The organism is Pseudorhodobacter aquimaris (assembly GCF_001202025.1).
GTDB lineage: Bacteria > Pseudomonadota > Alphaproteobacteria > Rhodobacterales > Rhodobacteraceae > Pseudorhodobacter > Pseudorhodobacter aquimaris.
In genome coordinates, this window is the sequence record NZ_LGHS01000072.1 from 36,237 (window position 1) to 60,205 (window position 23,969).

At 58.0% G+C, this 23,969-nt stretch carries 23 protein-coding genes and 2 pseudogenes; 12 read left to right on the forward strand and 13 right to left on the reverse strand.

What is annotated here, in order from left to right; all coding sequences use genetic code 11:
* Position 1: 1 nt before the first annotated feature.
* Positions 2 to 934 carry an arginase gene (rocF, locus tag AKU94_RS15745; protein WP_050528225.1) on the reverse strand — a complete coding sequence of 311 codons (933 nt, stop codon included), beginning with the start codon at positions 932 to 934 and terminating at the stop codon, positions 2 to 4.
* 114 nt (positions 935 to 1,048) lie between these two features.
* Between rocF and AKU94_RS15750 the strand changes: the two genes are divergently transcribed.
* From AKU94_RS15750 to AKU94_RS15765, 4 genes are all read left to right on the forward strand, one after another.
* Positions 1,049 to 1,489 carry an Lrp/AsnC family transcriptional regulator gene (locus tag AKU94_RS15750; RefSeq protein ID WP_050528326.1) on the forward strand — a complete coding sequence of 147 codons (441 nt, stop codon included), beginning with the start codon at positions 1,049 to 1,051 and terminating at the stop codon, positions 1,487 to 1,489.
* Between the two features lie 93 nt (positions 1,490 to 1,582).
* On the forward strand, positions 1,583 to 3,556 hold the full coding sequence (locus AKU94_RS15755) for a heme lyase CcmF/NrfE family subunit (RefSeq protein ID WP_050528226.1): 1,974 nt from the start codon (positions 1,583 to 1,585) through the stop codon (positions 3,554 to 3,556).
* On the forward strand, positions 3,553 to 4,005 hold the full coding sequence (locus tag AKU94_RS15760) for a cytochrome c-type biogenesis protein (RefSeq protein WP_050528227.1): 453 nt from the start codon (positions 3,553 to 3,555) through the stop codon (positions 4,003 to 4,005). The genes AKU94_RS15755 and AKU94_RS15760 overlap by 4 nt, the downstream gene beginning before the upstream one ends.
* Positions 4,006 to 4,074: 69 nt before the next feature.
* Positions 4,075 to 4,851, forward strand: coding sequence for an enoyl-CoA hydratase-related protein (locus AKU94_RS15765; RefSeq protein ID WP_050528228.1), 777 nt, complete (start codon positions 4,075 to 4,077; stop codon positions 4,849 to 4,851).
* A 34-nt stretch (positions 4,852 to 4,885) separates the two neighbouring features.
* Here AKU94_RS15765 and ilvN read toward each other — a convergent pair whose 3' ends face one another.
* Positions 4,886 to 5,446: an acetolactate synthase small subunit gene (ilvN, locus tag AKU94_RS15770; RefSeq protein ID WP_050528229.1), complete on the reverse strand. Its 561-nt coding sequence runs from the start codon at positions 5,444 to 5,446 to the stop codon at positions 4,886 to 4,888.
* Between the two features lie 83 nt (positions 5,447 to 5,529).
* Positions 5,530 to 7,284 carry an acetolactate synthase 3 large subunit gene (locus tag AKU94_RS15775; RefSeq protein ID WP_050528230.1) on the reverse strand — a complete coding sequence of 585 codons (1,755 nt, stop codon included), beginning with the start codon at positions 7,282 to 7,284 and terminating at the stop codon, positions 5,530 to 5,532.
* A gap of 416 nt (positions 7,285 to 7,700) precedes the next feature.
* Here AKU94_RS15775 and AKU94_RS20505 point away from each other — a divergent pair.
* Positions 7,701 to 8,184 (forward strand): annotated as a pseudogene (locus AKU94_RS20505) (helix-turn-helix domain-containing protein); the annotation flags it as partial.
* 173 nt (positions 8,185 to 8,357) lie between these two features.
* Positions 8,358 to 8,708 carry a hypothetical protein gene (locus AKU94_RS15790; protein ID WP_232295782.1) on the forward strand — a complete coding sequence of 117 codons (351 nt, stop codon included), beginning with the start codon at positions 8,358 to 8,360 and terminating at the stop codon, positions 8,706 to 8,708.
* Between the two features lie 260 nt (positions 8,709 to 8,968).
* Here AKU94_RS15790 and AKU94_RS19365 read toward each other — a convergent pair whose 3' ends face one another.
* Complete coding sequence (locus tag AKU94_RS19365; protein ID WP_083445096.1) at positions 8,969 to 9,379, reverse strand: GFA family protein; 411 nt, start codon at positions 9,377 to 9,379, stop codon at positions 8,969 to 8,971.
* 387 nt (positions 9,380 to 9,766) lie between these two features.
* Complete coding sequence (locus AKU94_RS15795; RefSeq protein WP_050528232.1) at positions 9,767 to 10,516, reverse strand: sulfite exporter TauE/SafE family protein; 750 nt, start codon at positions 10,514 to 10,516, stop codon at positions 9,767 to 9,769.
* Positions 10,517 to 10,689: 173 nt separating this feature from the next.
* Here AKU94_RS15795 and AKU94_RS15800 point away from each other — a divergent pair, with 173 nt between their 5' ends.
* The 3 genes from AKU94_RS15800 to tpiA all read left to right on the forward strand — a co-directional run bounded on the left by AKU94_RS15800 (position 10,690) and on the right by tpiA (position 12,351).
* Entirely contained in the window at positions 10,690 to 11,052 is a 363-nt protein-coding gene (locus AKU94_RS15800; RefSeq protein ID WP_050528233.1) for an SUF system Fe-S cluster assembly protein, read from the forward strand.
* A gap of 75 nt (positions 11,053 to 11,127) precedes the next feature.
* Positions 11,128 to 11,478 (forward strand): HesB/IscA family protein, encoded by a 351-nt coding sequence (locus AKU94_RS15805; RefSeq protein ID WP_050528234.1) that lies wholly within the window; start codon positions 11,128 to 11,130, stop codon positions 11,476 to 11,478.
* A 123-nt stretch (positions 11,479 to 11,601) separates the two neighbouring features.
* Positions 11,602 to 12,351, forward strand: a complete 750-nt coding sequence (gene tpiA, locus AKU94_RS15810) for a triose-phosphate isomerase (protein WP_083445097.1) — start codon at positions 11,602 to 11,604, stop codon at positions 12,349 to 12,351.
* Here tpiA and AKU94_RS15815 read toward each other — a convergent pair.
* Positions 12,348 to 12,809 carry an Lrp/AsnC family transcriptional regulator gene (locus AKU94_RS15815; protein ID WP_050528236.1) on the reverse strand — a complete coding sequence of 154 codons (462 nt, stop codon included), beginning with the start codon at positions 12,807 to 12,809 and terminating at the stop codon, positions 12,348 to 12,350. The two genes, tpiA and AKU94_RS15815, sit on opposite strands and share 4 nt — an antisense overlap.
* Positions 12,810 to 13,064: 255 nt before the next feature.
* Between AKU94_RS15815 and AKU94_RS15820 the strand changes: the two genes are divergently transcribed.
* Positions 13,065 to 13,886, forward strand: a complete 822-nt coding sequence (locus tag AKU94_RS15820) for a ferredoxin--NADP reductase (protein ID WP_050528237.1) — start codon at positions 13,065 to 13,067, stop codon at positions 13,884 to 13,886.
* Positions 13,887 to 13,942: 56 nt separating this feature from the next.
* On the opposite strand, the gene AKU94_RS15825 is transcribed toward AKU94_RS15820, so the two are convergent.
* Positions 13,943 to 14,599 (reverse strand): hypothetical protein, encoded by a 657-nt coding sequence (locus AKU94_RS15825; RefSeq protein WP_050528238.1) that lies wholly within the window; start codon positions 14,597 to 14,599, stop codon positions 13,943 to 13,945.
* Between the two features lie 203 nt (positions 14,600 to 14,802).
* On the opposite strand from AKU94_RS15825, the gene infC reads away from it, so the two are divergent.
* Together infC and AKU94_RS20515 are read left to right on the forward strand one after the other, a co-directional pair.
* Entirely contained in the window at positions 14,803 to 15,348 is a 546-nt protein-coding gene (gene infC, locus AKU94_RS15830; RefSeq protein ID WP_050528239.1) for a translation initiation factor IF-3, read from the forward strand.
* A gap of 589 nt (positions 15,349 to 15,937) precedes the next feature.
* Positions 15,938 to 16,127, forward strand: a pseudogene (locus tag AKU94_RS20515) (hypothetical protein).
* A gap of 46 nt (positions 16,128 to 16,173) precedes the next feature.
* Here AKU94_RS20515 and gdhA read toward each other — a convergent pair.
* From gdhA to AKU94_RS15870, 6 genes are all read right to left on the reverse strand, one after another.
* On the reverse strand, positions 16,174 to 17,529 hold the full coding sequence (gene gdhA, locus AKU94_RS15845) for an NADP-specific glutamate dehydrogenase (protein WP_050528241.1): 1,356 nt from the start codon (positions 17,527 to 17,529) through the stop codon (positions 16,174 to 16,176).
* 117 nt (positions 17,530 to 17,646) lie between these two features.
* Positions 17,647 to 18,594: a dihydropteroate synthase gene (folP, locus tag AKU94_RS15850; RefSeq protein ID WP_050528242.1), complete on the reverse strand. Its 948-nt coding sequence runs from the start codon at positions 18,592 to 18,594 to the stop codon at positions 17,647 to 17,649.
* Positions 18,594 to 19,460 (reverse strand): dihydroneopterin aldolase, encoded by an 867-nt coding sequence (locus tag AKU94_RS15855; protein WP_050528243.1) that lies wholly within the window; start codon positions 19,458 to 19,460, stop codon positions 18,594 to 18,596. The genes folP and AKU94_RS15855 overlap by 1 nt, the downstream gene beginning before the upstream one ends.
* Positions 19,461 to 19,526: 66 nt before the next feature.
* On the reverse strand, positions 19,527 to 20,105 hold the full coding sequence (locus AKU94_RS15860) for a cell wall hydrolase (RefSeq protein ID WP_232295783.1): 579 nt from the start codon (positions 20,103 to 20,105) through the stop codon (positions 19,527 to 19,529).
* 231 nt (positions 20,106 to 20,336) lie between these two features.
* Positions 20,337 to 22,904, reverse strand: a complete 2,568-nt coding sequence (locus tag AKU94_RS15865; RefSeq protein WP_050528245.1) for a putative PEP-binding protein — start codon at positions 22,902 to 22,904, stop codon at positions 20,337 to 20,339.
* Between the two features lie 71 nt (positions 22,905 to 22,975).
* Positions 22,976 to 23,932: a DMT family transporter gene (locus AKU94_RS15870; RefSeq protein ID WP_050528246.1), complete on the reverse strand. Its 957-nt coding sequence runs from the start codon at positions 23,930 to 23,932 to the stop codon at positions 22,976 to 22,978.
* Positions 23,933 to 23,969 lie beyond the last annotated feature (37 nt).

Below are 23,969 nucleotides of genomic sequence, written 5' to 3' on the forward strand. Positions count from 1 at the left end.
GTCATGCTCCGGAATAGCTGCGGGTGGGCCGGTCAAACACTTTACGCCCCATCAATGAGGCGACCAGATCGACCATTAGCCGCGCAGTGCGGCCGCGATCATCAAGGAAAGGGTTCAATTCGACCAGATCAAGCGAGGTGACAAGCGCGCTTTCGTGCAACAGCTCCATCACCAGATGGGCCTCGCGAATCGTGGTGCCGCCGGGCACAGTGGTGCCAACGGCGGGCGCGATTGACGGGTCCAGAAAATCCACATCCAACGAGACATGGAGCATACCACCCGCCGCCGCGACCTTGTTCAGGAAATCGCGCAGCGGTTTGACGATGCCATGTTCATCCAGGACCCGCATGTCGTTGATTTCAATGTCATGGTTCAAAAGCGCCGCATGTTCGGCCGGATCAACCGAGCGTATCCCGAAGAGACAGATATTTTCCGGCGGGATCGGTGCGGGAAAGGGGCCAAAGGCGTCAAAGCCTTCGCGGCCCGCACAATAGGCGACGGGCGTGCCATGCAAATTACCGCTGGTCGTGGTCAGAGGCGTGTGGAAATCGGAATGCGCATCAAGCCACAGCAAAAACAAGGGCTTGCCCTTGGCCGCCGCATGCGCAGCCGCCCCCGCAACCGAGCCGAGCGCCAGCGAATGATCGCCGCCCATGATGATCGGAAAACCCGTGCTCAACGCTTCATCGGTGGCCTTGCGCAGGGCATTTGCCATGCCAACCACTTCGGCCAGTGAATGGACCGCCGGGTTGGGACATTCTGCGCTTTGGTCGGGCACAACGCGCACATCGCCGCGATCCTCAACCCCGTGGCCAAGCTCTTGCAAGGCTTGGGGCAGCCCCGCCACGCGGAAGGCGGCCGGCCCCATCAGGCAACCGGGCCGACGCTGGCCCTCATCAATCGCGGCGCCGAGAAGAATACAGGTCTTGGCCATTAGCCCCTCCAGTAACTGTTTTGCAAATTTTGCTTGGCCTGCCTGGCGGAATGAAGCTATATTTTTGCCAATATGAACCATCAATCATACTTTTTGATCATAGGTTTTGCCAAAATGGACGATACAGATCAGGCCTTGATTGCCGAACTGCGCCGCGACGGCCGCGCTTCGTTGTCGGAGCTGGCGGGGCGATTGGGCCTTGCACGGGCCACGGTGCGCGCACGCATGGAACGATTGCAGGCCGCCGGAGAGATTGCAGGTTTTACCGTGGTGACGAGGGGGGATGTGGCCTCGGCACCCGTACGCGCCCTGATGATGATCGCAATAGAGGGACGCGGCGCCGAGAAAACCATGGCGCGGCTGTCGGGCCTGCCCGCAGTTCTGGCGGTCCATTCGACCAACGGGCGATGGGATCTGATCGCAGAGATCGGCACCGCCAGCCTGCCAGACCTTGACGATGTCATGTTTCGTGTGCGCGAGATTGACGGCGTTGTGACATCGGAAACCAATCTTTTGCTGTCAACGCGTCGTGCGGCCCCGCGCAAGATCGCCTGATCGCCATCACAACCCTGCGACGGCTTAACGCAGCCCCATTGGCCCCGCGTGATTTTCGCGCTAAGTTCGTGCCATGTATAATAGGAAAACCCCATGATCGTTGAACTTGGCCATTTCGCCCTGATCCTAGCGTTGTTTGTCGCGCTGATCCAAACCGTCATGCCGCTTGTCGGCGCGCAGAAGCGTTGGTCCGGCTGGATGGCCGCGGGCGAAGCTGCCGCAAGCGTTCAATTTATGCTGTTAACCTTCAGTTTCGGCGCGCTCACCTATGCGTTTGTGACTTCGGATTTTTCGGTCAGCCTGGTGGTTTCTAACTCTCATACTCTCAAACCCATGCTTTATAAAGTATCGGGCGTTTGGGGGAACCATGAGGGCTCTTTGCTATTGTGGTCCCTGATTCTGGCGCTCTTCGGGGCCTCGGTTGCATGGTTTGGCAGCAACCTGCCACCGACGTTGCGGGCGCGGGTTCTGGCGGTGCAGGGCAGCATCGGCGTGGCGTTTCTGGCCTTTATGTTGCTGACCTCAAACCCCTTTTTGCGTCTTGAGGTACCGCCTTTCAACGGGCAAGACCTCAATCCCTTGCTGCAAGACCCTGGCCTCGCCTTCCATCCGCCGTTCCTTTACCTCGGTTATGTGGGCATGTCGGTGGCGTTTTCTTTTGCCGTGGCCGCCTTGATCGAGGGGCGCGTTGATGCAGCATGGGGCCGTTGGGTACGGCCTTGGACCTTGGCGGCCTGGATATTCCTGACCATCGGCATCGCTTTGGGGTCGTGGTGGGCCTATTACGAGCTTGGCTGGGGTGGTTTCTGGTTCTGGGATCCGGTCGAAAACGCAAGCTTCATGCCGTGGTTGATCGGGGCGGCGCTGTTGCATTCCGCGATCGTGGTCGAAAAGCGTGAGGCCTTGAAAGCATGGACGATCCTGCTGGCGATTCTTGCCTTCGGGTTCTCGCTGATCGGGACGTTTATCGTGCGCTCTGGCGTTATCACCTCGGTCCATGCCTTTGCAAATGACCCTGAGCGCGGCGTGTTCATTCTGTTGATCCTTGCGTTTTTCATGGGCGGTGCGTTGATGCTGTTTACCGTCCGCGCCAGCGCGATGGAGGCCAAGGGACTTTTCGCGCCCGTCAGCCGTGAAAGCGCGCTGGTGGCCAATAACCTCTTGCTGGCCGTCTCTTGCATGGTGGTTTTCGTGGGCACCATCTGGCCCTTGGTGGCCGAGCTGGTCTGGGACCGTAAGCTAAGCGTCGGCGAGCCGTTCTTTAACGCTGCTTTCACGCCCTTCATGGTGGTCTTGGCGTTGCTGTTGCCTTTGGGTGCGATCATGCCGTGGAAGCGCGCTGTTATCAGCCGCTCATTGCGGCCATTGATGCCGGCAATGGTGCTGGCGGTATCTTTGGGGCTGTTGGCCTATGCGCTGCAAACCGGGCGTTCGGCGCTTGGGCCAGTGGGTCTTGGACTGGGGGCCTGGGTCGTTTTCGGGGCGCTGACCGATTTGTGGCAGCGTTCGGGACGCGGGTCTATTAACAACCGTGTGGGGCGTATCATGCGCCTGCCACGGGCTGATTGGGGCAAGGCCGTTGCGCATGGCGGCTTTGGCGTCACTGTCTTTGCGGTGGCGGCAATGATGGCCTGGCAGGTCGAAGATATCCGCACAATGAACGTGGGCGAGAACTTTGATCTAAAGGGATATACCATCACGCTGGCATCCGTAGAGGATGAGACGGGGCCGAATTACTACACCACGATGGCGGCCTTTGATATCACCCGCGACGGCAAGTATATCGCCACGGTTCATCCGGAAAAACGGGTCTATCCGGTGGCGGCCATGCCCACGACCGAGGCCGGGATCGACTACGGCTTTACCCGCGACCTTTATGTGGTGATCGGGGATGCGCAGGATAACGGTTCCTGGGCGGTGCGCAGCTACTACAAGCCCTTTGCGAACTGGATCTGGGGCGGGTCAATCCTGATGTCTCTGGGTGGGTTTATCAGCCTTGCAGACCGGCGCTACCGTGTTGCTGCGGGCAACCGCGCGGCAAAAATCAAAGCGGTGCCAGCAGAATGATACGTGCTCTTATCCTTTCTGCCGCTTTGATCGCAACACCTGCCTTGGCGGTGCAACCTGACGAGGTCCTTGCCGATCCGGCGCTGGAGGCCCGTGCGCGGGCCCTATCCAAGGATCTGCGCTGTCTTGTCTGCCGCAATGAGAATATCGACGACAGCAACGCCGATCTTGCGCGCGACTTACGGCTTTTGCTGCGCGAACGGCTGGTTGCGGGCGATAGTGATACAGCCGCAATTGAGTATATCGTGGCGCGATACGGCGAATATGTGCTGCTGAACCCGACATCCCAAGGGTCCAACCTGCTATTGTGGATCGCGGGGCCTGCTATGTTATTGGTGGGGGGCGGGATCGCCTTTGCCTATGTCCGCCGCCGCGACAGGGCCGAGCCCGCCGCAACCGAGCTTTCTGACGAAGAGGAAAAACGGCTGGCCGAAATTCTGCAAGAGTAACGCACCGTTCCACTTGGTCACCGAAGGGCGGTCTGGCTATATTAGGTCGGCAGCTACAGGAGATTTCGCATGAATTATGATACCATCACCTATGCCGAGGCAGAGGGCCTTGGCATCATTACCCTCAACCGGCCAGAGGTGATGAATGCGCTGTCCAGCCAGATGCGCGCCGAATTGTTGCATGCGGTGAAGGCGGCGGGTAAATCAGCGCGGGCCTTGGTCATGACGGGCGCAGGTCGCGCGTTTTGTTCGGGGCAAGATCTAGGCGACGCGGCGCGGATCGGTGATATCGATCTGGAACGTACGCTGCGAGATGAATATGAGCCGCTGCTGCGCGCGATTTATGATTGTCCGGTGCCGACGCTTTCTGCGGTCAATGGTGCGGCTGCGGGGGCAGGGGCGAACCTCGCGCTTGCGGCTGATGTTGTGATCGCCGCACAATCGGCCAGTTTCATTCAGGCCTTTACCCGTATCGGACTGATCCCCGATGCGGGCGGCACCTATTGGTTACCGCGTCAGATCGGGGCCGCACGGGCGATGGGGGCGGCGCTTTTTGCCGATAAAATCAGCGCGGATCAGGCGGTAAGCTGGGGCATGATCTATGAGGCCGTTCCCGACGAAGGCTTTGAGGCGCATTGGCACGCGCGGGCGACCCATCTGGCCAAAGGGCCGACGGCGGCCTATCGCGGTGTGAAGACCGCCATCCGTGCCAGCCATGGCAACACACTTGATCAACAGCTGGTGCTGGAGGCAAAGCTGCAGGGGGAATGTGGCCAGACCCATGACTTCAAGGAAGGCGTCATCGCGTTTTTGGAAAAACGTCCCGCGCGGTTCGAAGGTCGCTAAGGAGTGGCGCCACCCAAAGGGATGGCGCATAGATTCAGGCGCCGCGCGACAGGGCCGCAACCCCGGTCCGGGCAATTTCCATGAGCCCCAAGGGACGCATGAGATCGGCAAAGGCGTCGATCTTTTCCGGTGTTCCTGTCATCTCGAACACAAAGCTGGTCAGGGTGCTATCGACCACATTGGCGCGGAAAATCTCGGCCAGACGCAGGGCTTCGATGCGCGCGTCACCCTTGCCCGTCACCTTGAACAGCGCCAGTTCGCGCTGCACCGAGGGGCCGTCAACCGTCAGGTCATGCACCTCATGGACAGGCACAATCCGGCCCAGCTGTGCCTTGATCTGTTCGATCACCGGCGGGGTGCCGCGCGTCACAATGGTGATCCGCGAGCGGTGGCCCTCATGGTCAACCTCGGCCACGGTCAGGCTGTCGATGTTATAGCCGCGACCGGAAAACAGCCCGATCACCCGCGCCAGAACACCGCTTTCGTTATCGACCAGAACCGCCAAGGTATGCTGTTCGATGATATCGCCGTTCGGGTCGCGCAGTTCATAGGCGGAATGGCTGGTAGAACCTTGTTTGATATTGAGCGCCGACATCGGGTTCGCCCTTTCTGTTCGGTAAAATTGTCCTTGGGGGCAGGGGGCATCATCGCCCCCGGCATGATCCTTTTGTTTCGGCCCTAGACCAGAACGGCACCCGTGGCACCGATCACGCCCTTAGTCTCGGCATCCCCGAGCAGCATCTCGTTATGAGCCTTGCCCGAGGGGATCATCGGGAAGCAATTCTCATGCTTTTCAACAAGGCAATCAAAGATCACCGGCCCGTCATATTTGATCATCTCCATGATCGCATCATCCAGATCCGCCGGATCAGAGCAACGGATGCCCTTGCAGCCAAATGCCTCGGCCAGTTTTACGAAATCGGGCAGGCTCTCGGACCAGCTTTGGGAATAGCGTTCGCCGTGCAAGAGCTGTTGCCATTGGCGCACCATGCCCAGACGTTCGTTGTTCAGGATGAACTGTTTGGCGGGGGCCTTGAATTGTACGGCGGTGCCCATTTCCTGCATGTTCATCAACCATGAGGCCTCACCGGCGACATTGATCACCAGCGCGTCGGGATGGGCAATCTGCACCCCGATAGAGGCCGGCAGCCCGTAACCCATTGTTCCCAAACCGCCGCTTGTCATCCACCGGTTCGGGTCTTCAAAGCCAAGGAATTGTGCCGCCCACATCTGGTGCTGACCGACCTCGGTGGTGATATAGCGGTCCATCCCCTTGGTCTGCGCCTCCAGCCGTTGCAAGGCATATTGCGGCTTGATGATGGTGTCCGAGGTCTTGTAGCTCAGGCAGTTCACCGCGCGCCATTCCTCGATCTGTTTCCACCATGCTGCCAGCGCGGGCTTGTTCACCTTGCGGCCGCGCGCTTTCCAAAGACGCAACGCATCCTCAAGCACATGACCCACATCGCCCAGAATAGGCACATCGACATGGATTACCTTATTCAGGCTGGAGGCATCGATATCGACATGAACCTTGCGGCTGTTCGGGCTGAAATCGGGGATACGTCCGGTGATCCGGTCATCAAAACGCGCGCCGATATTAAGCATCAGATCACAGCCGTGCATGGTCAGATTGGCCTCATAGGTGCCGTGCATGCCAAGCATCCCCAGCCATTTGTCGCCCGAAGCCGGATAAGCGCCCAAGCCCATCAGCGTAGAGGTGACGGGAAAACCGGTGGCCTCAACAAATTCGCGCAGAAGCTGGCTTGCGGCAGGGCCGGAGTTGATAACGCCGCCGCCGGTATAAAATACGGGGCGTTCCGCGGTTTCCACCATCTCGACCATGCGGGTGATCGCCTCCATATCGCCCTTTAGCTTGGGCTGGTAATGAGAGACCTTGGCCTTTTGCGGGATCGAATATTCGGCGGTGGCGAATTGAACATCCTTGGGGATATCGATCAAAACCGGACCGGGGCGGCCCTTGGTGGCCACATGGAAGGCCTGATGGATGGTTTCCGCAAGATTGGCCGTATCCTTGACCAGCCAGTTATGCTTGGTGCAGGGACGGGTGATGCCGACGGTATCGGCCTCTTGGAACCCGTCCGTCCCGATCATAAAGGTGGGAACCTGCCCCGAAAGCACCACCAAGGGGATGCTGTCCATCAGCGCATCAGTCAGCCCCGTGACCGCATTGGTCGCACCGGGGCCGGAGGTTACAAGCACAACACCGGGCTTACCCGTGGAACGGGCATAGCCTTCGGCCATATGCACAGCGCCTTGCTCATGACGCACAAGAATGTGGCGAATGTGGTTTTGCTGGAAAAGAGCATCATAAATCGGCAAGACCGCCCCGCCGGGATAGCCAAAGACCACCTCAACGCCCTGATCCCTCAAGGCTTGAACCACCATTTCCGCGCCAGTCATTGCCTGTGCCATCAAATCTATCCTTTGTTGCCGCCCCTTTGGCGGCCCTATCGCAACAAAAAACCCCCGAAGTTAAAACGGGGGCGCATGGGGGAGGGAAATGTGCTTCCGCTACCGGCCCGAACGCCTTTCAATAATAACGACGACGAGATCGCTCATGTCCTGAACCCCTTCAAGTTCACTGGACCATATGGCGATGAAAAAGGCGCGTCAACACCCAAATACTGCAATAAAGTATCACTGAAGGCTAATTTTATTGCGCAAAGTTTCAATATCGAGGCCATTTGTCGCAATAAGTATGAAATCAGGACGGAGATTTTGGCTCCATCTGCATCGGATGACTGCTCTGGCGGGTTTTTCGAGAATTTTTGTAACATAATACATATTATTGGTGTTAGATGCTGTACGCGCAAATCGATAATGTACCCATGAGCACATTAAAAGTGTCACTCTCCTCGCAAAACGATGTGATGATGAGCGGACGCGCGTTGAACCGCGTGGAAGTGCTGGCGCAGGTCGATGATGGTCGGCTGAGCATCGGCAATGCGGCGAACATGTTGGATCTGACGCGTCGGCAGATATTGCGACTGTTAAAGCGGTATCGCCAGGATGGCGCGGCAGCGGTCCGGCACAAGTCACGCGGTCGCACGCCGAACAACCAAATCCACTTAGCCAAGCGTGACTATGCGCTGACCGTCATCAAGGAACAGTATCCGGATTTCGGCCCGACATTTCCCGCTGAGATGTTGGCCGAACATCACGGCTCCAAGGTTTGCCCGCGAGACGCTGCGCAAATGGATGGCCGAGGATGGTATCTGGCTTTCTCGTACGCAGCGCCGCCAGTTTCCCCAGCCCGGATTGCGCCGGGAATGTATTGGTGGGCTGATCCAGATTGATGGCTCAGATCATCGATGATTTGAAGATCGCGGCCCACCCTACACCTATGCCTTCGTGGATGGCAGGTTTGAGGTGCGCTCAAAAGGCCGATCGCTGCCCTACAAAATCTTCGACATGGATCAGCGCGTGACCTATGCAGCTATCACCGACAACAGGACAAACTTCTGAGAAGACGGGCTATAAATCAAATGGCAAACGCCCCGGCAGACCTTCCGGCGCACGTACCAAAAAGACGATTGTGCAAGCGGCAGAATAAGCCCGGAACTGACGCTATGAATGCTGAAGAAGATCCAGAGATCATGTCAGATCCGTGCGCCGACGTTGAGATCGACGGGCATTTCCTGACGGTCGATATCTATAAGAGCGACATAGACGCCCGTTGGATACTGGAAGTCATAAACGAGTTCGGCACATCAACAGTCTTCGACGATCTATTCCTTGCGGATGGTCTTGCATGGCAGCAGTTCAAGAAGACTGTGAAAGACGAAGCTCTCGCTGCATTTCTCACCAAAAAAGAAAAACGCCAGCTGTTCCACTGACCTCCGCAAGGCTTATCAACCCTGCGATATTTGACGCCTGCGGGCTGCTAAGCCTTGCCCATGTCGCGCCACTTGGTGACATTCCTGCCTTGCAAACCCAGTCACATTCCTGAATGGTGTTTACAGGCTATGAAAAACTAGGGCATGTCCGAACTCGCTCAGGTTTTGGCATCGCTGCAGTATTTGTAGACACTTCTGGCTTCAATCTTCCTTTTCGGCTTCGGCCCAGTATTGCATATTCCCCAGACCAGCTTGCGCGTTCAGCAGGGTAGCCCGTCGATCTTTTCGATCAATGCGAGCTCGTTGTCCCAATTAGCACGACTGGAAAAACAGATATGTGCGTTAGGTCGTATGTCTATGCGGCTGTCAAGCGACCCTGCCGGCACTACAATCAAGCCAACCTCGGGCTGGGAAACTGGCAGCGCGGACCCGCAGTCGGTGCAAAAGCTCTTCACGTGACGCGACCCGGAGAGTTGGAACGTTTTGATGTTTTCCTCCCCAAATACCCAGGTGACTTTGGCGGTCGACGAAAACAGGTTTGCGGAATGAGCCGAACCGCTGTCCTTGCGGCAGCGGGCGCAATGGCATAGGAAAAAGCTTTCAAACTTTCCTGAAATGCGGAACTTCACAGCGCCGCAAAGGCATTGTCCGGTCACCGGATTGTCGTCCATTCACACTCCCCCTCGACAGGCACCATCAACGTTAGTTTGTCGATGTAGCAGGGAATGGTGGATCAGAGGAACAGTCAAATGGGTGCATCATATATCAGGCGCGACAAATATATCCCACACATGTCTGGACGATCCGACCGGCTTTGTTCAATATGGTAGTCGACGGCAAACTTCGCGGTTCGTCGAAGTTGTAGTTAGCGGGCAGACCTACGGACGGGCATCAATCCGGCAAAATCTCAGAAGGCACCCGCTCATCCGATGATCGGGTCAGAAGGTAATCCCCGGAAAATAGATGGCTGTGGAGATTGCCCCTCGGTTTTTGCTGTAATCGCTGAGAGGCAATGCGTCACTCTACAAATAGCAGGCAAGGTTTCACAATGACGCCCCCTAGGATGGCAGGAAAAACAGCCCGCTCATCACCAGTCCGACGGCAACGATGAACATCCGCAGATATTTGGTGTTCTTGATTTTCCGGCTGTAATGTGCCCCGATGAAACCACCGACGGCTGTTGATATTGCCATCGGGACGGCGGCCTGCCATGCGATCATCCCGGCGGCGACAAAAGTCACCGAAGCAATCAAGGACAAAAGCGCGGACAACCCGTTCTTCAGCCCGTTCATATTGTGCAGATCTCTGTATCCGATCAAACCAAAGGCCGCCAACAGCATGATCCCCAACCCGCCATTGAAATAGCCGCCATAGATTGCCACCGCCAAGACCACCACCGCCGACAGAAACGGGCCCGCCTCTGCCAAGCCGCGTTTGCGCGTGAAGGTCAGAACAACTGGCCCCGCCGCAAAGATAAACGTTGCCATCAACAGCAACCACGGAACCACGCCCGTGAACACCGCGTCACTGGTCACTAACAACAAACCTGCACCCGCAAAGGCACCGATCCCGGCCACCGCGCAAATCGCACGCAGCCCCAGACGCCCTTCGGCGCGCAGGTCGTGACGGTAGGCCCAGGCGCTTCCGATATAGCCCGGCATGGCGGCCAGTGTCGCCGTCGCATTGGCCGCGACCGGCGGCACGCCCGCAAAGACCAGCGCGGGAAATGCCAGAAATGTGCCCCCGCCCGCAACCGCATTCAAAACACCCGCAAAGAGCCCCGCCACAACAAGCACCAGCGTTTCCATATGACCCTCTATCACAATGTTTGAACATATCTGCTCTGGCGTGGTGTAAGTGTCGGGCCCGCGAAGATCAATCGCCCCTCATACCCCAGAAATCCGGCAGCTATGGTCGCACCCTCTGGACGCGGGCACGCAGAATCCCTATATAATCAGTCAGATTAACGCGTGAGGCCATCATGAACCAGCCGCAGGACCAGATTGAGGGAACCCCCCTGATCAAACCATCCACAACCGACCACCCTCTCTATGAACAGGTGGTTGAAGCATGCCGCAGTGTGTTTGACCCGGAAATTCCGGTCAACATCTATGACCTTGGCCTGATCTATACTATTGAGATTTCTGCGGAAAACGAGGTTGAGATTATCATGTCACTTACCGCGCCCGGCTGCCCTGTTGCCGGTGAAATGCCCGGCTGGGTCGCCGATGCCGTAGAACCGTTGGCAGGTGTGAAATCTGTCGATGTCGGCATGACGTTCGAGCCCCCATGGGGCATGGAAATGATGTCGGATGAAGCACGGCTGGAGCTTGGCTTTATGTAGCGTCGGGTCGGCGCGCCCCTTGAGAGGTGTGCACATAAATCCTATATCTGCCCTAGAGAGAAAAGGATACGTCCCATGTTCGGTATTCCCGGAAAAGCCGCTGTTACAATGACCCCGGCCGCCGCCAAGCAGATTTCGCGCCTGATGGAAAAGCAAGGCTCTTGTGGCTTGCGTATCGGCGTCAAAAAAGGCGGATGTGCGGGTATGGAATACACGATGGATTATGTGACCGAGGTTAATCCGATGGATGAAACCGTGGAACAGGACGGCGCGCGCGTGATGATTGCCCCCATGGCGCAGATGTTCCTGATCGGCACGGAAATCCATTATGAGACAAGCTTGCTTGAAGCCGGCTTTAAATTCCGCAACCCCAATGTCACTGAATCCTGCGGTTGCGGTGAATCCATCAAATTCAAAGAGACCTGAAGGCGCGATCCTTGGCCGTGCCTGTGTTATTTCCTCCAAGATGAACGCTGGCACGGATCTGCCATTCCCAAAGCTGTGAAAATCGCTTAGCCCTGTCGGTATATTCGTTTTGGAGGGATAGCGATGCGTAATCTGGCTGCTGGCAACTGGAAGATGAACGGGGTATCTACCGATCTGGCGCAGCTTCGCGCCTTGGTAGAGGCGCACCCTGCCCCCAATTGTGATATACTGCTTTGCCCGCCCGCGACACTAATTGCACGTATGGCAGATCTGGCTGCTGGCTCGGCCCTGATGTTGGGCGGGCAGGATTGCCACAAAGATGAGACAGGCGCGCATACCGGTGACATTTCGGCGCAGATGCTAAAAGATGCCGGCGCCAGCCATGTGATTGTGGGCCACTCCGAACGCCGCGCTGACCACGGGGAAAGCGACGCGATTGTACTGGCCAAGGCACAAGCCGCGCTCTCGGCCGGATTGGTGGCCATCGTTTGTGTGGGCGAAACCGAAGCGCAGCGCGATGCGGGCCGTACGCTGGATGTGATCGGCGCACAGCTCGCGGGCTCTTTGCCTGCACAGCTGGATTGCGCACCCAGTGATCTGGTCATCGCCTACGAGCCGGTCTGGGCCATCGGCACCGGCCGCACCCCGACAATAGACGAAGTTGGCGCGGTCCACGCGTTTATGCGCGCCAAGTTGCTGGACCGTTTTGGTGAGCCCGCACAAGAGATGCGGCTCCTTTATGGCGGCTCCGTCAAACCCTCGAACGCGGCAGAGATTTTCGCGGCGCCAGAGGTGAACGGCGCGCTGGTTGGCGGCGCCAGCCTGAAGGCCGATGATTTCGGCCCGATTGTGGCCGCCCTTGGCCGCGCCTAAACTGGCAAGATGGTGGTGGATTTGATCTCTTCCATCGACAGCAAAGCGGTCACGTTGAAAATCCGCACCTCGGAAATCAACGCCTGATAGAAGGTGTCATAGGCCCGCGCATTCGCCACGCGGACCTTGAGGATATAGTCGATATCCCCCGCAAGACGGTGCGCCTCCAACACTTCTGGCCGGGCTTGCAACGCGTGCAGGAATTTTTCCTGCCACTCGGCCTCATGCTCGGATGTGCGGATCAATACGAAAAAACAGGCCTCCAGCCCCAGCGCCTCGGCATCCAGCAGCACTGTCTGGCGGGTGATCACGCCGTCCTCTTTCATCCGCTTGATGCGATTCCAAACAGGCGTTTTCGAAGATCCGATTTTGCGCGCGATCTCATCCAGTGATTGGGCGGCATCATTTTGCAGTTCCGCCAGAATTTTGCGGTCGGTTTCATCGATGCGGCTGGCCATATGGGGGGCTTCTTTCTAAAAAAACGCGTTTCCTATTGCAGCCAAGTATTTAAACAATTATTCTGCATGGCAAGAACTTTCGACCATGGATCAGGAAAATTTCCTAAAATAAAGTGATAATCCGCAACACTCGACCGACGACGGACGTGGTTTTGCCGAATATGGGCTTCAGACACCGAATCCCTGATATGAATCAACGCAAAATTGCCGCCACCCCCCTATGCTGGAACAATTGAAACGAGCGAGAGTAAGACCGTGACCCAAAGCCAGATTGCACCCGCGAAACCCGCCAAGCCGCATTTGCCGGACGCACAAACCGTCACCTCGGTACAGCATTGGACTGACCGGCTGTTTTCATTTCGTGTGACACGCCCGCAATCCTTGCGGTTCCGTTCAGGTGAATTTGTGATGATTGGCCTGATGGGCGACAACGGAAAGCCGCTGCTGCGTGCCTATTCCATTGCCTCGCCAAATTGGGATGAGGAGTTGGAGTTTTATTCAATCAAGGTGCCCGATGGCCCTTTGACCAGAAAGCTGCAACATATCACCACGGGGGATGAGATCATCCTGCGCCCCAAGCCGGTTGGAACCCTTGTCCATGACGCGCTTTTGCCCGGCAAGCGGGTCTGGTTTCTGGCAACCGGCACCGGCATTGCCCCCTTTGCCAGCCTGATGCGCGATCCGGAGACCTATGAGAAATACGATCAGGTCATCATGATGCACACTTGCCGCACGGCGGATGAGTTGGAATACGGCCGCAAGCTGGTTGAGGATCTGAAGAACGACGAGCTGATCGGGGAAATGGTTGAGGGCAAGCTGCTCTACTATCCCACCACCACCCGCGAAGAGACCGCGCGCATGGGGCGCATCACCGAGAACCTTAAGACCGGTAAGGTCTTTGAGGATCTGGGCATCCCGCCAATGAACCAAGGCGAAGATCGCGCGATGGTCTGTGGCTCTCTGGATTTTAATATTGATGTGAAGGCGGTGCTTGAAAGCTTTGGCCTGCGCGAAGGGGCAAACTCTGAGCCTCGGGAATATGTGGTGGAAAAAGCCTTTGTCGGCGACGGGATTTAGCCCTTACATCCCAGATGAACAAAGCCGCGCAACATATTGCGCGGCTTTGCTTTATCCTACATGCCGAGGGCGGATTTAACCTGATCCAAAACCCCTTGCAACAGCAACGGATTGTCGGCAACGCCGCCAACAAGCGACTTCAAAGAGGATTTGGTGCCATCGTCCAAAGAAGAGTCATCAATCAAACCTTCAACTGCGGCCCGGTCAAAATTGTCAGCATCAAGCAGGCTTGACGTGTCAACTGCCTCTGCGGCGGCGGCGGCGTCAGCCTCGGCATTTGCGGCAGCTTCGGTGGCAGCATCGGCGGCAGCCTGCGCCTCGGCCTCAACCGCAGTGGTGGCACCATCGACAGCCTCTGTCGCGGCATCGGTGGCCGCTTCAGCAGCCTCGGCCGCATCCTCTACGGCCTCATTGGCAGCCTCGGTGGCGGCTTCTACGGCTTCATTGGCGGCCTCTTCGGCGGCTTGCGCTTCCTCTGCTGCCAGTGCGGCAGCCTCTTCAGCGGCTTTGGCAGCGGCTTCTTCAGCGGCTTTCGCTTCGGCTGCGGCCTGCTCTGCGGCAAGTGCGGCGGCTTCCTGCGCGGCCTTGGCGGCCTCTTCTGCCTTCATAGTGGCTTCTTGAGCCGCTTGCTGTGCCGGCACATAGCTGAATTGGTAGTAGCCCAAACCAGCGGCAGCGATCACGACAGCGCCCAGAATTACACTTTTGTTCATCTTAATTCTCCAGTTGCCCGCCCAAACCGGCGGTTGCGGCGCGTTCATGGCAGAAAGCAGGGCCGTTGAAAAGGCTTTGCCGCGGCGCCGCGCCTATCTGGCAGGTTTTCACCGAAAGGAGTTGAACAACCCGCGCCGGAGGTCTATTTTACCTCGCGTAGGGGCAATGCCTCTGCATCTGAAACAAAAGAAGGAAGTAAACCATAGCCCGCAGACCACATAACGCCCCGCCGCAACGCGACACGGGCCCCCGCGTAAATGATCGCATCCGCAGCTCCGAGATTCGCCTGATCGGCGCTGACGGGGAAAACGTAGGCGTTGTCACGCCTGCCCGTGCGATGGCCATGGCTGAGGAGGCCGGGTTGGACCTAGTCGAAATCTCGCCCAATGCGGAACCGCCGGTCTGTAAAATCATGGACTTCGGCAAATTCAAATATGAGCAGCAAAAGCGTGAGGCGGAAGCCCGCAAAAAGCAGCACATCATTGAAATCAAGGAAATCAAGTTCCGTCCCGGCACGGACAAGCATGATTATGACGTCAAGATGCGCTCTGTTCTTAAGTTTCTGGAAGAGGGTGACAAGGTCAAGGTCACGCTGCGCTTCCGGGGCCGGGAAATGGCACATCAGCAGCTTGGTATGGAATTGCTCAACCGTGTTGCGGATGATGTGATTGCCCAAGAGGCCGGTAAGGTCGAGAACTTTCCGAAACTGGAAGGCCGTCAGATGGTGATGATGATCGGCCCGAAATAGGCCGCCATACTGATATACAATGCAAATGGGGCAGATCACTTCGGCTCTTCACATTAAATGATGCAGTCCTGAAAATTCCAGGACTGCATTTTTCGTTCCATTAAGGCACCACCATATCGTCATAGGGTCGTAGATGTATGGGAGCGGCCAAAATGAAAGTGCACGCCATTTTTTGGCCCCCACATTCCTCTTGCGTGGTTTAATTCCAGTGCAAAAAATGAACAGGCTTATATCCCGCATAAATTTTTCTTGGCAGATAGCTGACGAAATTTTTATGGAGATGGCACAATATGGCGACGCACAGATCTTCGGCATCTTGAAGCAGGCGCCGGTTTGCGTGCCAATCTCTGGAGCTGTGTCGCGCGCGTCGTATGAGCGGCGCATGCTTCTATAAGAAGTTTTGCGGGATGCCCTCTCGGGCTTGTTTTCCGAAGAGTCGCAGTGTTCAGCGTTTAGGTGACTTGCGCGTTCTGAGCGGTAATATCTTCACAACCACAATGGCTTGCGCTGGTTGGATGCACCTGACGCTAGATGGCGTGACATAGGTGTGTTCGTACGGATCATGGCGGGCGGGCTGACGAGGCAACCGATGGAAAATTCCACATTTGCCCTTCCCACCACCCCGCGTCAGATCGCATACGGCTTCACAGGACAGGCGACCAAGCCCCAAGCAGGTGGCCTTTGCCGAACGGCTGGCACGGATCAAACGGCGCGCCGTCCCGGACGAATGTTTTCGCGACAAGGGGCTGATGCCGAAATGGATCAACGGCAATAAATAGAGGCCGCCCCTGCACGAAAGGCGGCCCCTAACATTGCGGCGCGTGATCAGATAACGCCCATCATCCGCATAGCCTCGGCCACGCGCACAAAGCCTGCGATATTGGCGCCCATCACATAGTTGCCCGGCTCGCCAAATTCATCGGCGGTTTCATAGCAAGTATCGTGAATATCGCGCATGATGCTGGCCAGCCGCGTTTCCGTTTGCGCAAAGGTCCAGCTGTCGCGGCTGGCATTTTGCTGCATCTCCAGCGCCGATGTCGCAACACCCCCCGCATTGGCGGCCTTGCCAGGTGCGAACATCACGCCCGCATCATGGAACACCTTGACCGCATCCGGGGTGCTTGGCATATTTGCCCCCTCACCCACCGCGATCACACCATTCTTGACCAATCGACGCGCATCCTTGCCCGACAGCTCGTTCTGCGTCGCCGAAGGCATGGCGACATCACAAGGCACATCCCAGATAGAGCCCTTGTCGGCGGCGATAAAGGATACCCCTGCGCCGCGTCGTTGCACATAGTCCGCAATACGCCCGCGCCGCACTTCTTTGATGTCTTGCAACAGCGCCAGATCAATGCCGTTCTCATCAATGATATAACCGCTGGAATCAGAACAGGCGATGACCTTGCCGCCAAAAGACTGCACCTTTTCAATCGTATAGATCGCCACATTGCCCGAGCCCGACACAGTAACCTTCTTGCCGTCGAAGTCCGTGCCTGCGGTTTGTAGCATCGCTTGCGTGAAATAGGTGTTGCCATAGCCGGTCGCCTCGGTCCGCGCCCGAGAGCCGCCATAGGCCAGCGCCTTGCCGGTCAGCACACCGGCCTCATACCGGTTGGTCAGACGCTTGTACTGGCCGAACAAGTAGCCGATCTCACGGCCGCCCACGCCAATATCGCCTGCCGGAACATCGGTGTATTCGCCAATATGGCGGAACATTTCTGTCATCATCGACTGGCAAAATCGCATGATCTCACCATCAGATTTGCCTTTGGGATCAAAATCAGACCCACCTTTGCCCCCACCGATCGGCATCCCCGTCAGCGCGTTCTTAAACGTCTGCTCAAAGCCGAGGAACTTGATGATGCCCACATTCACCGAAGGGTGGAACCGCATCCCGCCTTTATATGGCCCCAAGGCCGAGTTGAACTGCACGCGGAAGCCACGGTTGATCTGTACCTGCCCTTTGTCATCAACCCATGGGATGCGGAAAATGATCTGGCGCTCCGGCTCACAGATCCGCTCAATGAGGGCCAGCTCAAGGTAATGCGGGTGTTTGGCCACCACACGCCCGAGACTTTCGAGAACTTCACGCACCGCTTGGTGGAATTCTGCCTCGCCGGCATTGCGGCGGATCACCTCGGCAAGGAGAGGTTGAAGCTTTTCATCGATGTTGTTCATGTAGATGCCTTCGCGTAAATTTCAGCCAAAGTATAAATTTTGGGCTGTCGGCGCATCTTTCGCGCAAATTAACACTCTTGAAAAGAGGTTTCTTGCAGAATTACCGCGACAAAAGCATCATTCCGTCGCAAATTGCATCGCTTTCCACAATGCAAGCGCCTGCGCTGTCTTGGCGACATCATGCACGCGCAGGATCTGAGCTCCCATGGCCGCCCCGTGCAAAGCCACCGCAACAGAGCCCGCCATCCGGTCTCGGGCCTCGGCGGCGCCGCCGATCGCGCCGATGAACTTTTTGCGCGACGCCCCCAAAAGCACCGGCAATCCAAGCCCGTGTAGCACCGAAAGTTGCCGCAAAAGGTCAAGATTATGCGCCTGTGTTTTGGCAAAACCTATCCCCGGATCGACGATAAGTTGCCCCACCCCGCGTGATCGGGCAAAGTCCACACGTTCCGCCAGATGGTCCATCACCTCGGCCACAACGTCGACATAGGTCGGGTTGTCTTGCATGGTCGCGGGATCACCCTTGGAATGCATCAGGCAGGCGGGCACGCCACGCTCTGCCACCAGATCCGCCATTTCGGGATCATAGCGAAAGGCGGTCACGTCATTGACGATATCAGCCCCCGCATCCAGTGCCGCCTCGGCGACGGCGGCCTTGCGGGTGTCAATGCTGATGGGCTTGGTGATGCCTGCAGCGCGCAGCCCGCGAATGGCGGGGGCAACTCGGGCGATCTCTTCGGCCACGGTCACGGTCTGCGCCCCCGGCCGGGTACTCTCACCGCCGATATCGAGAATATCCGCCGCACCCATCAATCGCGCCCGCGCCACCGCCTGCTGTACCGAGGCCAGATCGCCACCATCCGAAAAACTGTCGGGGGTCACGTTCAAAATGCCCATGATGCGGGGGCAGTCCATCGACAGGCCACAGATCGGCGCGGGCAAAGCCGTGAAGCCATCAAGGCCCCTCTTTGTACGATCACCATCGATGCGCACAAAACGACTGCCCGCAAGCGGCAGCGTATCAGCACCGCGCCCCAAGATCGGGTGTGGAACGGTCCAGGCCATCACACCAGCCCCCGCACAGGTACAGATGCTTGCGGCAGGGCGGCCCCCGCGACCAACAGCTCCACCGCCTGCATCTGTTCAGACAGCCAGACCGCCAGCGCCAGCGCATCCCCCTGCGGCGGCGGCACGGCGTCAACCACCATCCGCGCAGGTGCCCAAAGGCTGATCTGTCCGTTGCGCAAGGCCCAGTCCAGCTCTGTCCGGGTGGCGACAACGAAACAGCACGGGTCCTGCCCTGCCAGCGCCCATGCTGCCTGCTCCATCGCCAAGAGGTCTATGCGGCGTTGCGCCTGCGGATCGGGCGATGACGGGCGCGCATATCCCGCATCCGCCACCACCAGAATAAGGGGCGCGCCATCAGCGGCGGCAATCACATCCGCCAAATGGTCGGGGCCTGCAAGATAGCCCACCACCGGACGCGGTGCTACACTGGCCTGCGGCATCTCCTCCGCCTTGGAGCGCACAATTTCCACGCCCAGATCATAGGGGCCACGGTCCACCTTTTCGATCCGCACAAAGGCACGCAAGGCTTGGGGTTCGGCCAGAATACGCAGCGCGACCCGCTCTGCCAATGTTTCAAGCAGGTTGATACGTTCGGCCTGCAACTCATGCGCTACGGCTTCGGTCAAACGGTCATAAGAAAGGATCAGATCGACATCATCATCAAGGGGTTGTGGCACGGGGGCCACCTCAACCACGATATTGAAACGGACTTTTTGCAGCAGGCCGCGTTCCTGGGCAAAGGCACCGATTTCGACCTCGACCACATAATCGCGTACCGAGATCCGGTCCAACGGGTCCGGACCGGCCATTGCGGCCGCACGCTCTTCGGGGTGGGCAAAAGCAGTAGAGGTGTCAACGGCCATGGCCACTCCGCAAGTATCAGACTTATCCGAGCCTTAGCACGTCAAAGCAAGCGGGGCCAAGCCCGATCAGGACGGCTGGCGGTAAAACAGATGGCTGCCGATTTTTGCCGTATTGGGAAAAATACGCGCCCAACGGGGAAGTATGTTTGTGGTATGAAAATGGGTCGCGCCATCGGTCAACGCACGCGGCGCACCATCGATCATCGCGCGCGCGATCTTGGCAACCCGCGCATAGGCACGCTGTTCACTGATCGTATCCGGGCGACCGTCACAGATATATGAGAACTGGCAACCGTTGCGACGCTCTGCGCCCTGCTGGACCACACCGCAAATCGAATTGGGGTAGCTCTGGCTGTCCACACGGTTCAAGATCACCTCGGCCACGGCGAACTGCCCTTTGACGGTTTCGCCGCGCGCCTCGAAATAAAGCGCCTGCGCGAGGCAGGCGAATTGTTCTCCGCCCGTCGCTTTGGGCTGGCTGGCAACCCAGGATTTGTCGTATTTAACCCGCTCGGGCGCTTCTTTGGGGCGCAAGGCAATTAGCATATCTTCGGGAATGTTGTTCAGCGCGCGCTGTTCTGCCCCAATCAAGGAGCCAAGCTGCTGGGTCGGGTTATTCGACCGGCTGACCGATGTTTCGGCCATTGCCGTTCCTGCCAGCACCAAACACAAAGAGGCACTACCCAACCATTTTAATCGCACATTCATCTGTTCCGTCCCGGTACCCGTTTCACCAATTCAAGCAGCGCAAGTTCCGCGGCCCCAAAGCTTAATAAGGCCACTGCATAGCCGAAAAATATCCGCGAGTCCATGCCTTGTTGCATTAATGCAACAGTAGTTAATAACACCCTTGGCGACTGCTGTCCAATACCGGGTTTAACTATTTGTTTCTGATAAATTTTCGAGATTTTTATCCAAAAGCGCCAGATGCGCCGCTGCCAGCCGCGCCAAGGGCACCCGATAGGATGAACATGACACATAATCAAAACCGGCCTTGCGACAGAAGGCGATTGATTCGGGGTTACCGCCATGCTCTCCGCAAATCGACAATGTCAGATTGGCGCGGGTCTCGCGGCCACGTTCTGCCCCGATCAGCAACAGTTCCCCAACCCCGTCGAAATCCAGAATGTGAAAGGGGTCTTCGGGATAGACACCCTGCTGCACATAGGTGTTCATAAAACGGCCCGCATCATCACGCGACAGCCCGTAGGTCATCTGCGTAAGGTCATTGGTGCCGAAGGACAGAAAGGCGGCATGCTGGGCGATCTCACCGGCGCGCAGGGCCGCGCGCGGGGTTTCCACCATCACCCCCAGCTTGAAGTCGAATTCCGCCCGTGTGGCCGTGCGCACCTTGGCCGCCACCGCATCAATGCGGGTCTTGACCAGCTCCACCTCGCGAGAGGCAGAGACCAACGGGATCATGATCTCCGGCACGATAGAGCCACCGCGGCGGGCGACCTCTACCACGGCCTCAAAGATCGCCTGCGCCTGCATGTCGTAGATCTCGGGCAGAACGATCCCCAAACGCACACCGCGCATCCCCAGCATCGGGTTGAACTCGGTCAATGCCTCGGCGCGGCGCGTCACCTCCGAAAGGGGGCGGTCCAAGGCCTCAGCCAATTCGCGCAACCCCTCCCGCGAATGGGGCAGGAATTCATGCAAGGGCGGATCGAACAAGCGGATACAAACGGGCAAACCCTGCATGATTTCAAATAGTTGCACAAAGTCGTCGCGCTGCATTGGCAGCAGGCGTGCAAGGGCCGTTGCCCGGTCGGCGGGCGTGTCGGCAAAGATCATCTCGCGCATTGCGACAAGGCGCGCCTCTTCAAAAAACATATGTTCCGTGCGGCAAAGGCCAATACCCTGCGCCTCAAAGTTGCGGGCGTTCTGGGCATCGGCAGGCGTGTCGGCATTGGCCCGAATACCGATATCGCGCACATCATCGGCCCAAGAGAGCAACATCCTGAAGGCATCATCCAACGCAGGCGGCAACATCTCGACCGCGCCGGCCAGAACCTGACCCGAAGTCCCATCAATCGTGATCAGATCACCCTCGACCAGTTTGCGCCCGGTTTTGGATTGCAAAACCCGTGCCTTCACATCCAGGCTCAGGTCCGAGGCCCCCACCACACAGGGCAGGCCAAGCCCGCGACCGATCACCGCCGCATGGCTGGTCATACCGCCACGTTCGGTCAGAACCCCGACCGCCGAATGCATGCCGCGAATATCCTCAGGCGCGGTCTCACGCCGCACAAGGATACAAGGCTCTCCGCGCGAGGCGCTGGCCTGTGCCGCGGCCGAGGTAAACACAATCCGCCCCGTCGCCGCCCCCGGACTGGCCGCAATACCGCGCCCGATTACATCCCGCGTCCCGCGCGGATCGACTTGCGGGTGCAAAAGCTCTGACAAGGCGCGGGGTTCGACGCGCAGCAAGGCTTCTTCGCGGGTGATGATCCCGTCATTGGCAAGGTCCACCGCAATGCGCAAACCTGCACGACTGGAACGCGGCACACGGACGGCATCAATCACCGCCAGATGGCTGTCGTTGATGGTAAATTCCAACTGCATCTCTTCGCGCAGCTTGGCACGGCACGCAGCCCCTTGGCGCGCGAGGCTTTCAAAAAGTTCTGGTGCCAACTCCTCAAGCGAGGGGCCGCGCGGATCGCAGGTCAGATACAGCGCCTCCTCGCGTTTTTCCGCAATATCGCTGGATTGACCCTGTCCCAAAAAGCGCCCCGTGACCTGTTCCAGCCCGGTAACCGGATCCACAAACTGGATAACACCGCTGCCCGAAATCCCCTGCCCCAGACCTTGGGCCATTTCCTGTACCACAAGCCCCAATGCGGCCTCCTCGGGCGCGCCCTTGGATTGACGCAAAAGCCGCGCCGAAGTGCCGGCCCAAGCCCGTGACATCGACCGCAAAACCTCAGCCAACTGGCGCGCGGGATCTTCGGGAAAGGGTTCATCCATCTCGTCGCGGTAGGCGGATAAGGCGTCGCGCAGCGCCTGCGCCGAGGGTTCGGCGATCTCAAACATATCGGGATCAAGCCGCGCCACATGCACCGCATAGCCCTGCACAAACCGCAGATAGAGCGCATCGGCCGCCGCCTGCCCATGGGTTTTCACCAAGACAGCATGGCGCGCGGCATTCATCCCGATATTAAGCACGGTCGACGGCCCGCCCCATTCGGGGTTCTCCGGGCTTGGCCGCACCGAGACCAGCGGGTTTTCCCCGAAACATTTCAGCACGCCGTTGCAATCAAGGCTGCGACCCGCGGCAATCGCCTGAACTGTTGCTGCGGGCAAGGCCACCGTCCGCGGCACCGGCATATCCAGCCGCAGCAGGCGTTGCAGACATTTCGCCCGCCAACCATGGGTGGCTACCGCAATTTCAGCCGATGGGGTGATTTCCACAAAATCGGTGATCGGTTCGAGTTTCTGCACTGCGGCACCCTTTTCGTTTTCTGGCGCAGCATACGCGGATCAAGCGGTCACGCAAGCGTTTCGGTCATGCGTTATTGTTTCGGATCGCGCATACGCCGCAACAAAAGACTGATCCGCGGCTGCGTGCCGGTTTCTGGGCGTGAACGTGAGCGCAGAACCGGGCTGTTCTTGGATACATTGCCCCCGCTTTCACGCAGCACGATATAGACGCCGCTTGCCATGATAACCCCCGCCCCCAAGAGCGTCATGCCGTCAGGAGACTCTTGAAAGATCAAATAGCCATAAATCGTCGCCCAGATCATCTGGCTGTATTGCATCGGCGCTACGATCACCGCCTCGGCTGCCTTATAAGCCCCGATGACAAACAGACTGGCAACAAAGGCGCAGGCCGCAATGACGGCGATCATGCCCAGATGCTCTATTGGCATCGGCTCGTAGACAAAGGGTAGCATGGCCCCCAGCACCAGAAAATTCGCCACCATAGGGAACATCAGCAAGACGACAGACCGTTCATTATGCCCGATCTTGCGCACGATCACAGAGGACAGCGACGAACAGACCGCCGCCGCCAGGGCCGCTGCATGGCCAAGGCCAAGCGCGCTGCCGGTGGGACGTAAAACGATCATCACACCAGCCAGCCCGACCACAATGGCCAAGCCCCGCCGGATACCGACCTTTTCACCCAGAATAGGGATCGCCAGCAGGGTGATCAGCAACGGTGCGGCAAAAAGGATGGCATAGGTCTGCGTCAGGGGCAGTACCGAAAAGGCATAAAACGCCGAAATACCGGTTACCATCGTAGAGCAGGTGCGCAGCAAGCTCCACCATGGGTGACGCGGGCGCAGGTTGCCGTCATTGCGATCCCCGATCAACATCAATGCGACCAAGGGAAAGCCAAGCAGGACCGAGAAAAACACGATCTGCACCGGCGAATAATGCGCGCCAAGAAATTTGACGAACACATCATGCGTTGAATAGATCGCAAAGGCGGCCAGCGCCATCAAGGCTCCGCGCAGGTTAGATGTCATAGCGGGCACCTTTAGCTCCGGTCAGGTCAACTCCTCT

Bases quoted from the DNA above. Each gene is read 5' to 3' on its own strand.
- ilvN (WP_050528229.1), bottom strand. From the start codon at position 5,446: ATGTCGGCGCTCAATATCAAACAAGGTTCTACCAGCCATTCCGCCTAT.
- AKU94_RS15765 (WP_050528228.1), top strand. From the start codon at position 4,075: ATGAATTATGATACCATCACCTATGCCGAGGCAGAGGGCCTTGGCATC.
- AKU94_RS15755 (WP_050528226.1), top strand. From the start codon at position 1,583: ATGATCGTTGAACTTGGCCATTTCGCCCTGATCCTAGCGTTGTTTGTC.
- AKU94_RS15825 (WP_050528238.1), bottom strand. From the start codon at position 14,599: ATGAACAAAAGTGTAATTCTGGGCGCTGTCGTGATCGCTGCCGCTGGT.
- AKU94_RS15855 (WP_050528243.1), bottom strand. From the start codon at position 19,460: ATGGCCGTTGACACCTCTACTGCTTTTGCCCACCCCGAAGAGCGTGCG.
- gdhA (WP_050528241.1), bottom strand. From the start codon at position 17,529: ATGAACAACATCGATGAAAAGCTTCAACCTCTCCTTGCCGAGGTGATC.
- AKU94_RS15790 (WP_232295782.1), top strand. From the start codon at position 8,358: ATGGCAAACGCCCCGGCAGACCTTCCGGCGCACGTACCAAAAAGACGA.
- AKU94_RS15860 (WP_232295783.1), bottom strand. From the start codon at position 20,105: ATGGCCGAAACATCGGTCAGCCGGTCGAATAACCCGACCCAGCAGCTT.
- folP (WP_050528242.1), bottom strand. From the start codon at position 18,594: ATGGCCTGGACCGTTCCACACCCGATCTTGGGGCGCGGTGCTGATACG.
- AKU94_RS19365 (WP_083445096.1), bottom strand. From the start codon at position 9,379: ATGGACGACAATCCGGTGACCGGACAATGCCTTTGCGGCGCTGTGAAG.
- AKU94_RS15800 (WP_050528233.1), top strand. From the start codon at position 10,690: ATGAACCAGCCGCAGGACCAGATTGAGGGAACCCCCCTGATCAAACCA.
- rocF (WP_050528225.1), bottom strand. From the start codon at position 934: ATGGCCAAGACCTGTATTCTTCTCGGCGCCGCGATTGATGAGGGCCAG.
- tpiA (WP_083445097.1), top strand. From the start codon at position 11,602: ATGCGTAATCTGGCTGCTGGCAACTGGAAGATGAACGGGGTATCTACC.
- AKU94_RS15815 (WP_050528236.1), bottom strand. From the start codon at position 12,809: ATGGCCAGCCGCATCGATGAAACCGACCGCAAAATTCTGGCGGAACTG.
- AKU94_RS15795 (WP_050528232.1), bottom strand. From the start codon at position 10,516: ATGGAAACGCTGGTGCTTGTTGTGGCGGGGCTCTTTGCGGGTGTTTTG.
- AKU94_RS15750 (WP_050528326.1), top strand. From the start codon at position 1,049: ATGGACGATACAGATCAGGCCTTGATTGCCGAACTGCGCCGCGACGGC.
- AKU94_RS15870 (WP_050528246.1), bottom strand. From the start codon at position 23,932: ATGACATCTAACCTGCGCGGAGCCTTGATGGCGCTGGCCGCCTTTGCG.
- AKU94_RS15805 (WP_050528234.1), top strand. From the start codon at position 11,128: ATGTTCGGTATTCCCGGAAAAGCCGCTGTTACAATGACCCCGGCCGCC.
- AKU94_RS15775 (WP_050528230.1), bottom strand. From the start codon at position 7,284: ATGGCACAGGCAATGACTGGCGCGGAAATGGTGGTTCAAGCCTTGAGG.
- AKU94_RS15760 (WP_050528227.1), top strand. From the start codon at position 3,553: ATGATACGTGCTCTTATCCTTTCTGCCGCTTTGATCGCAACACCTGCC.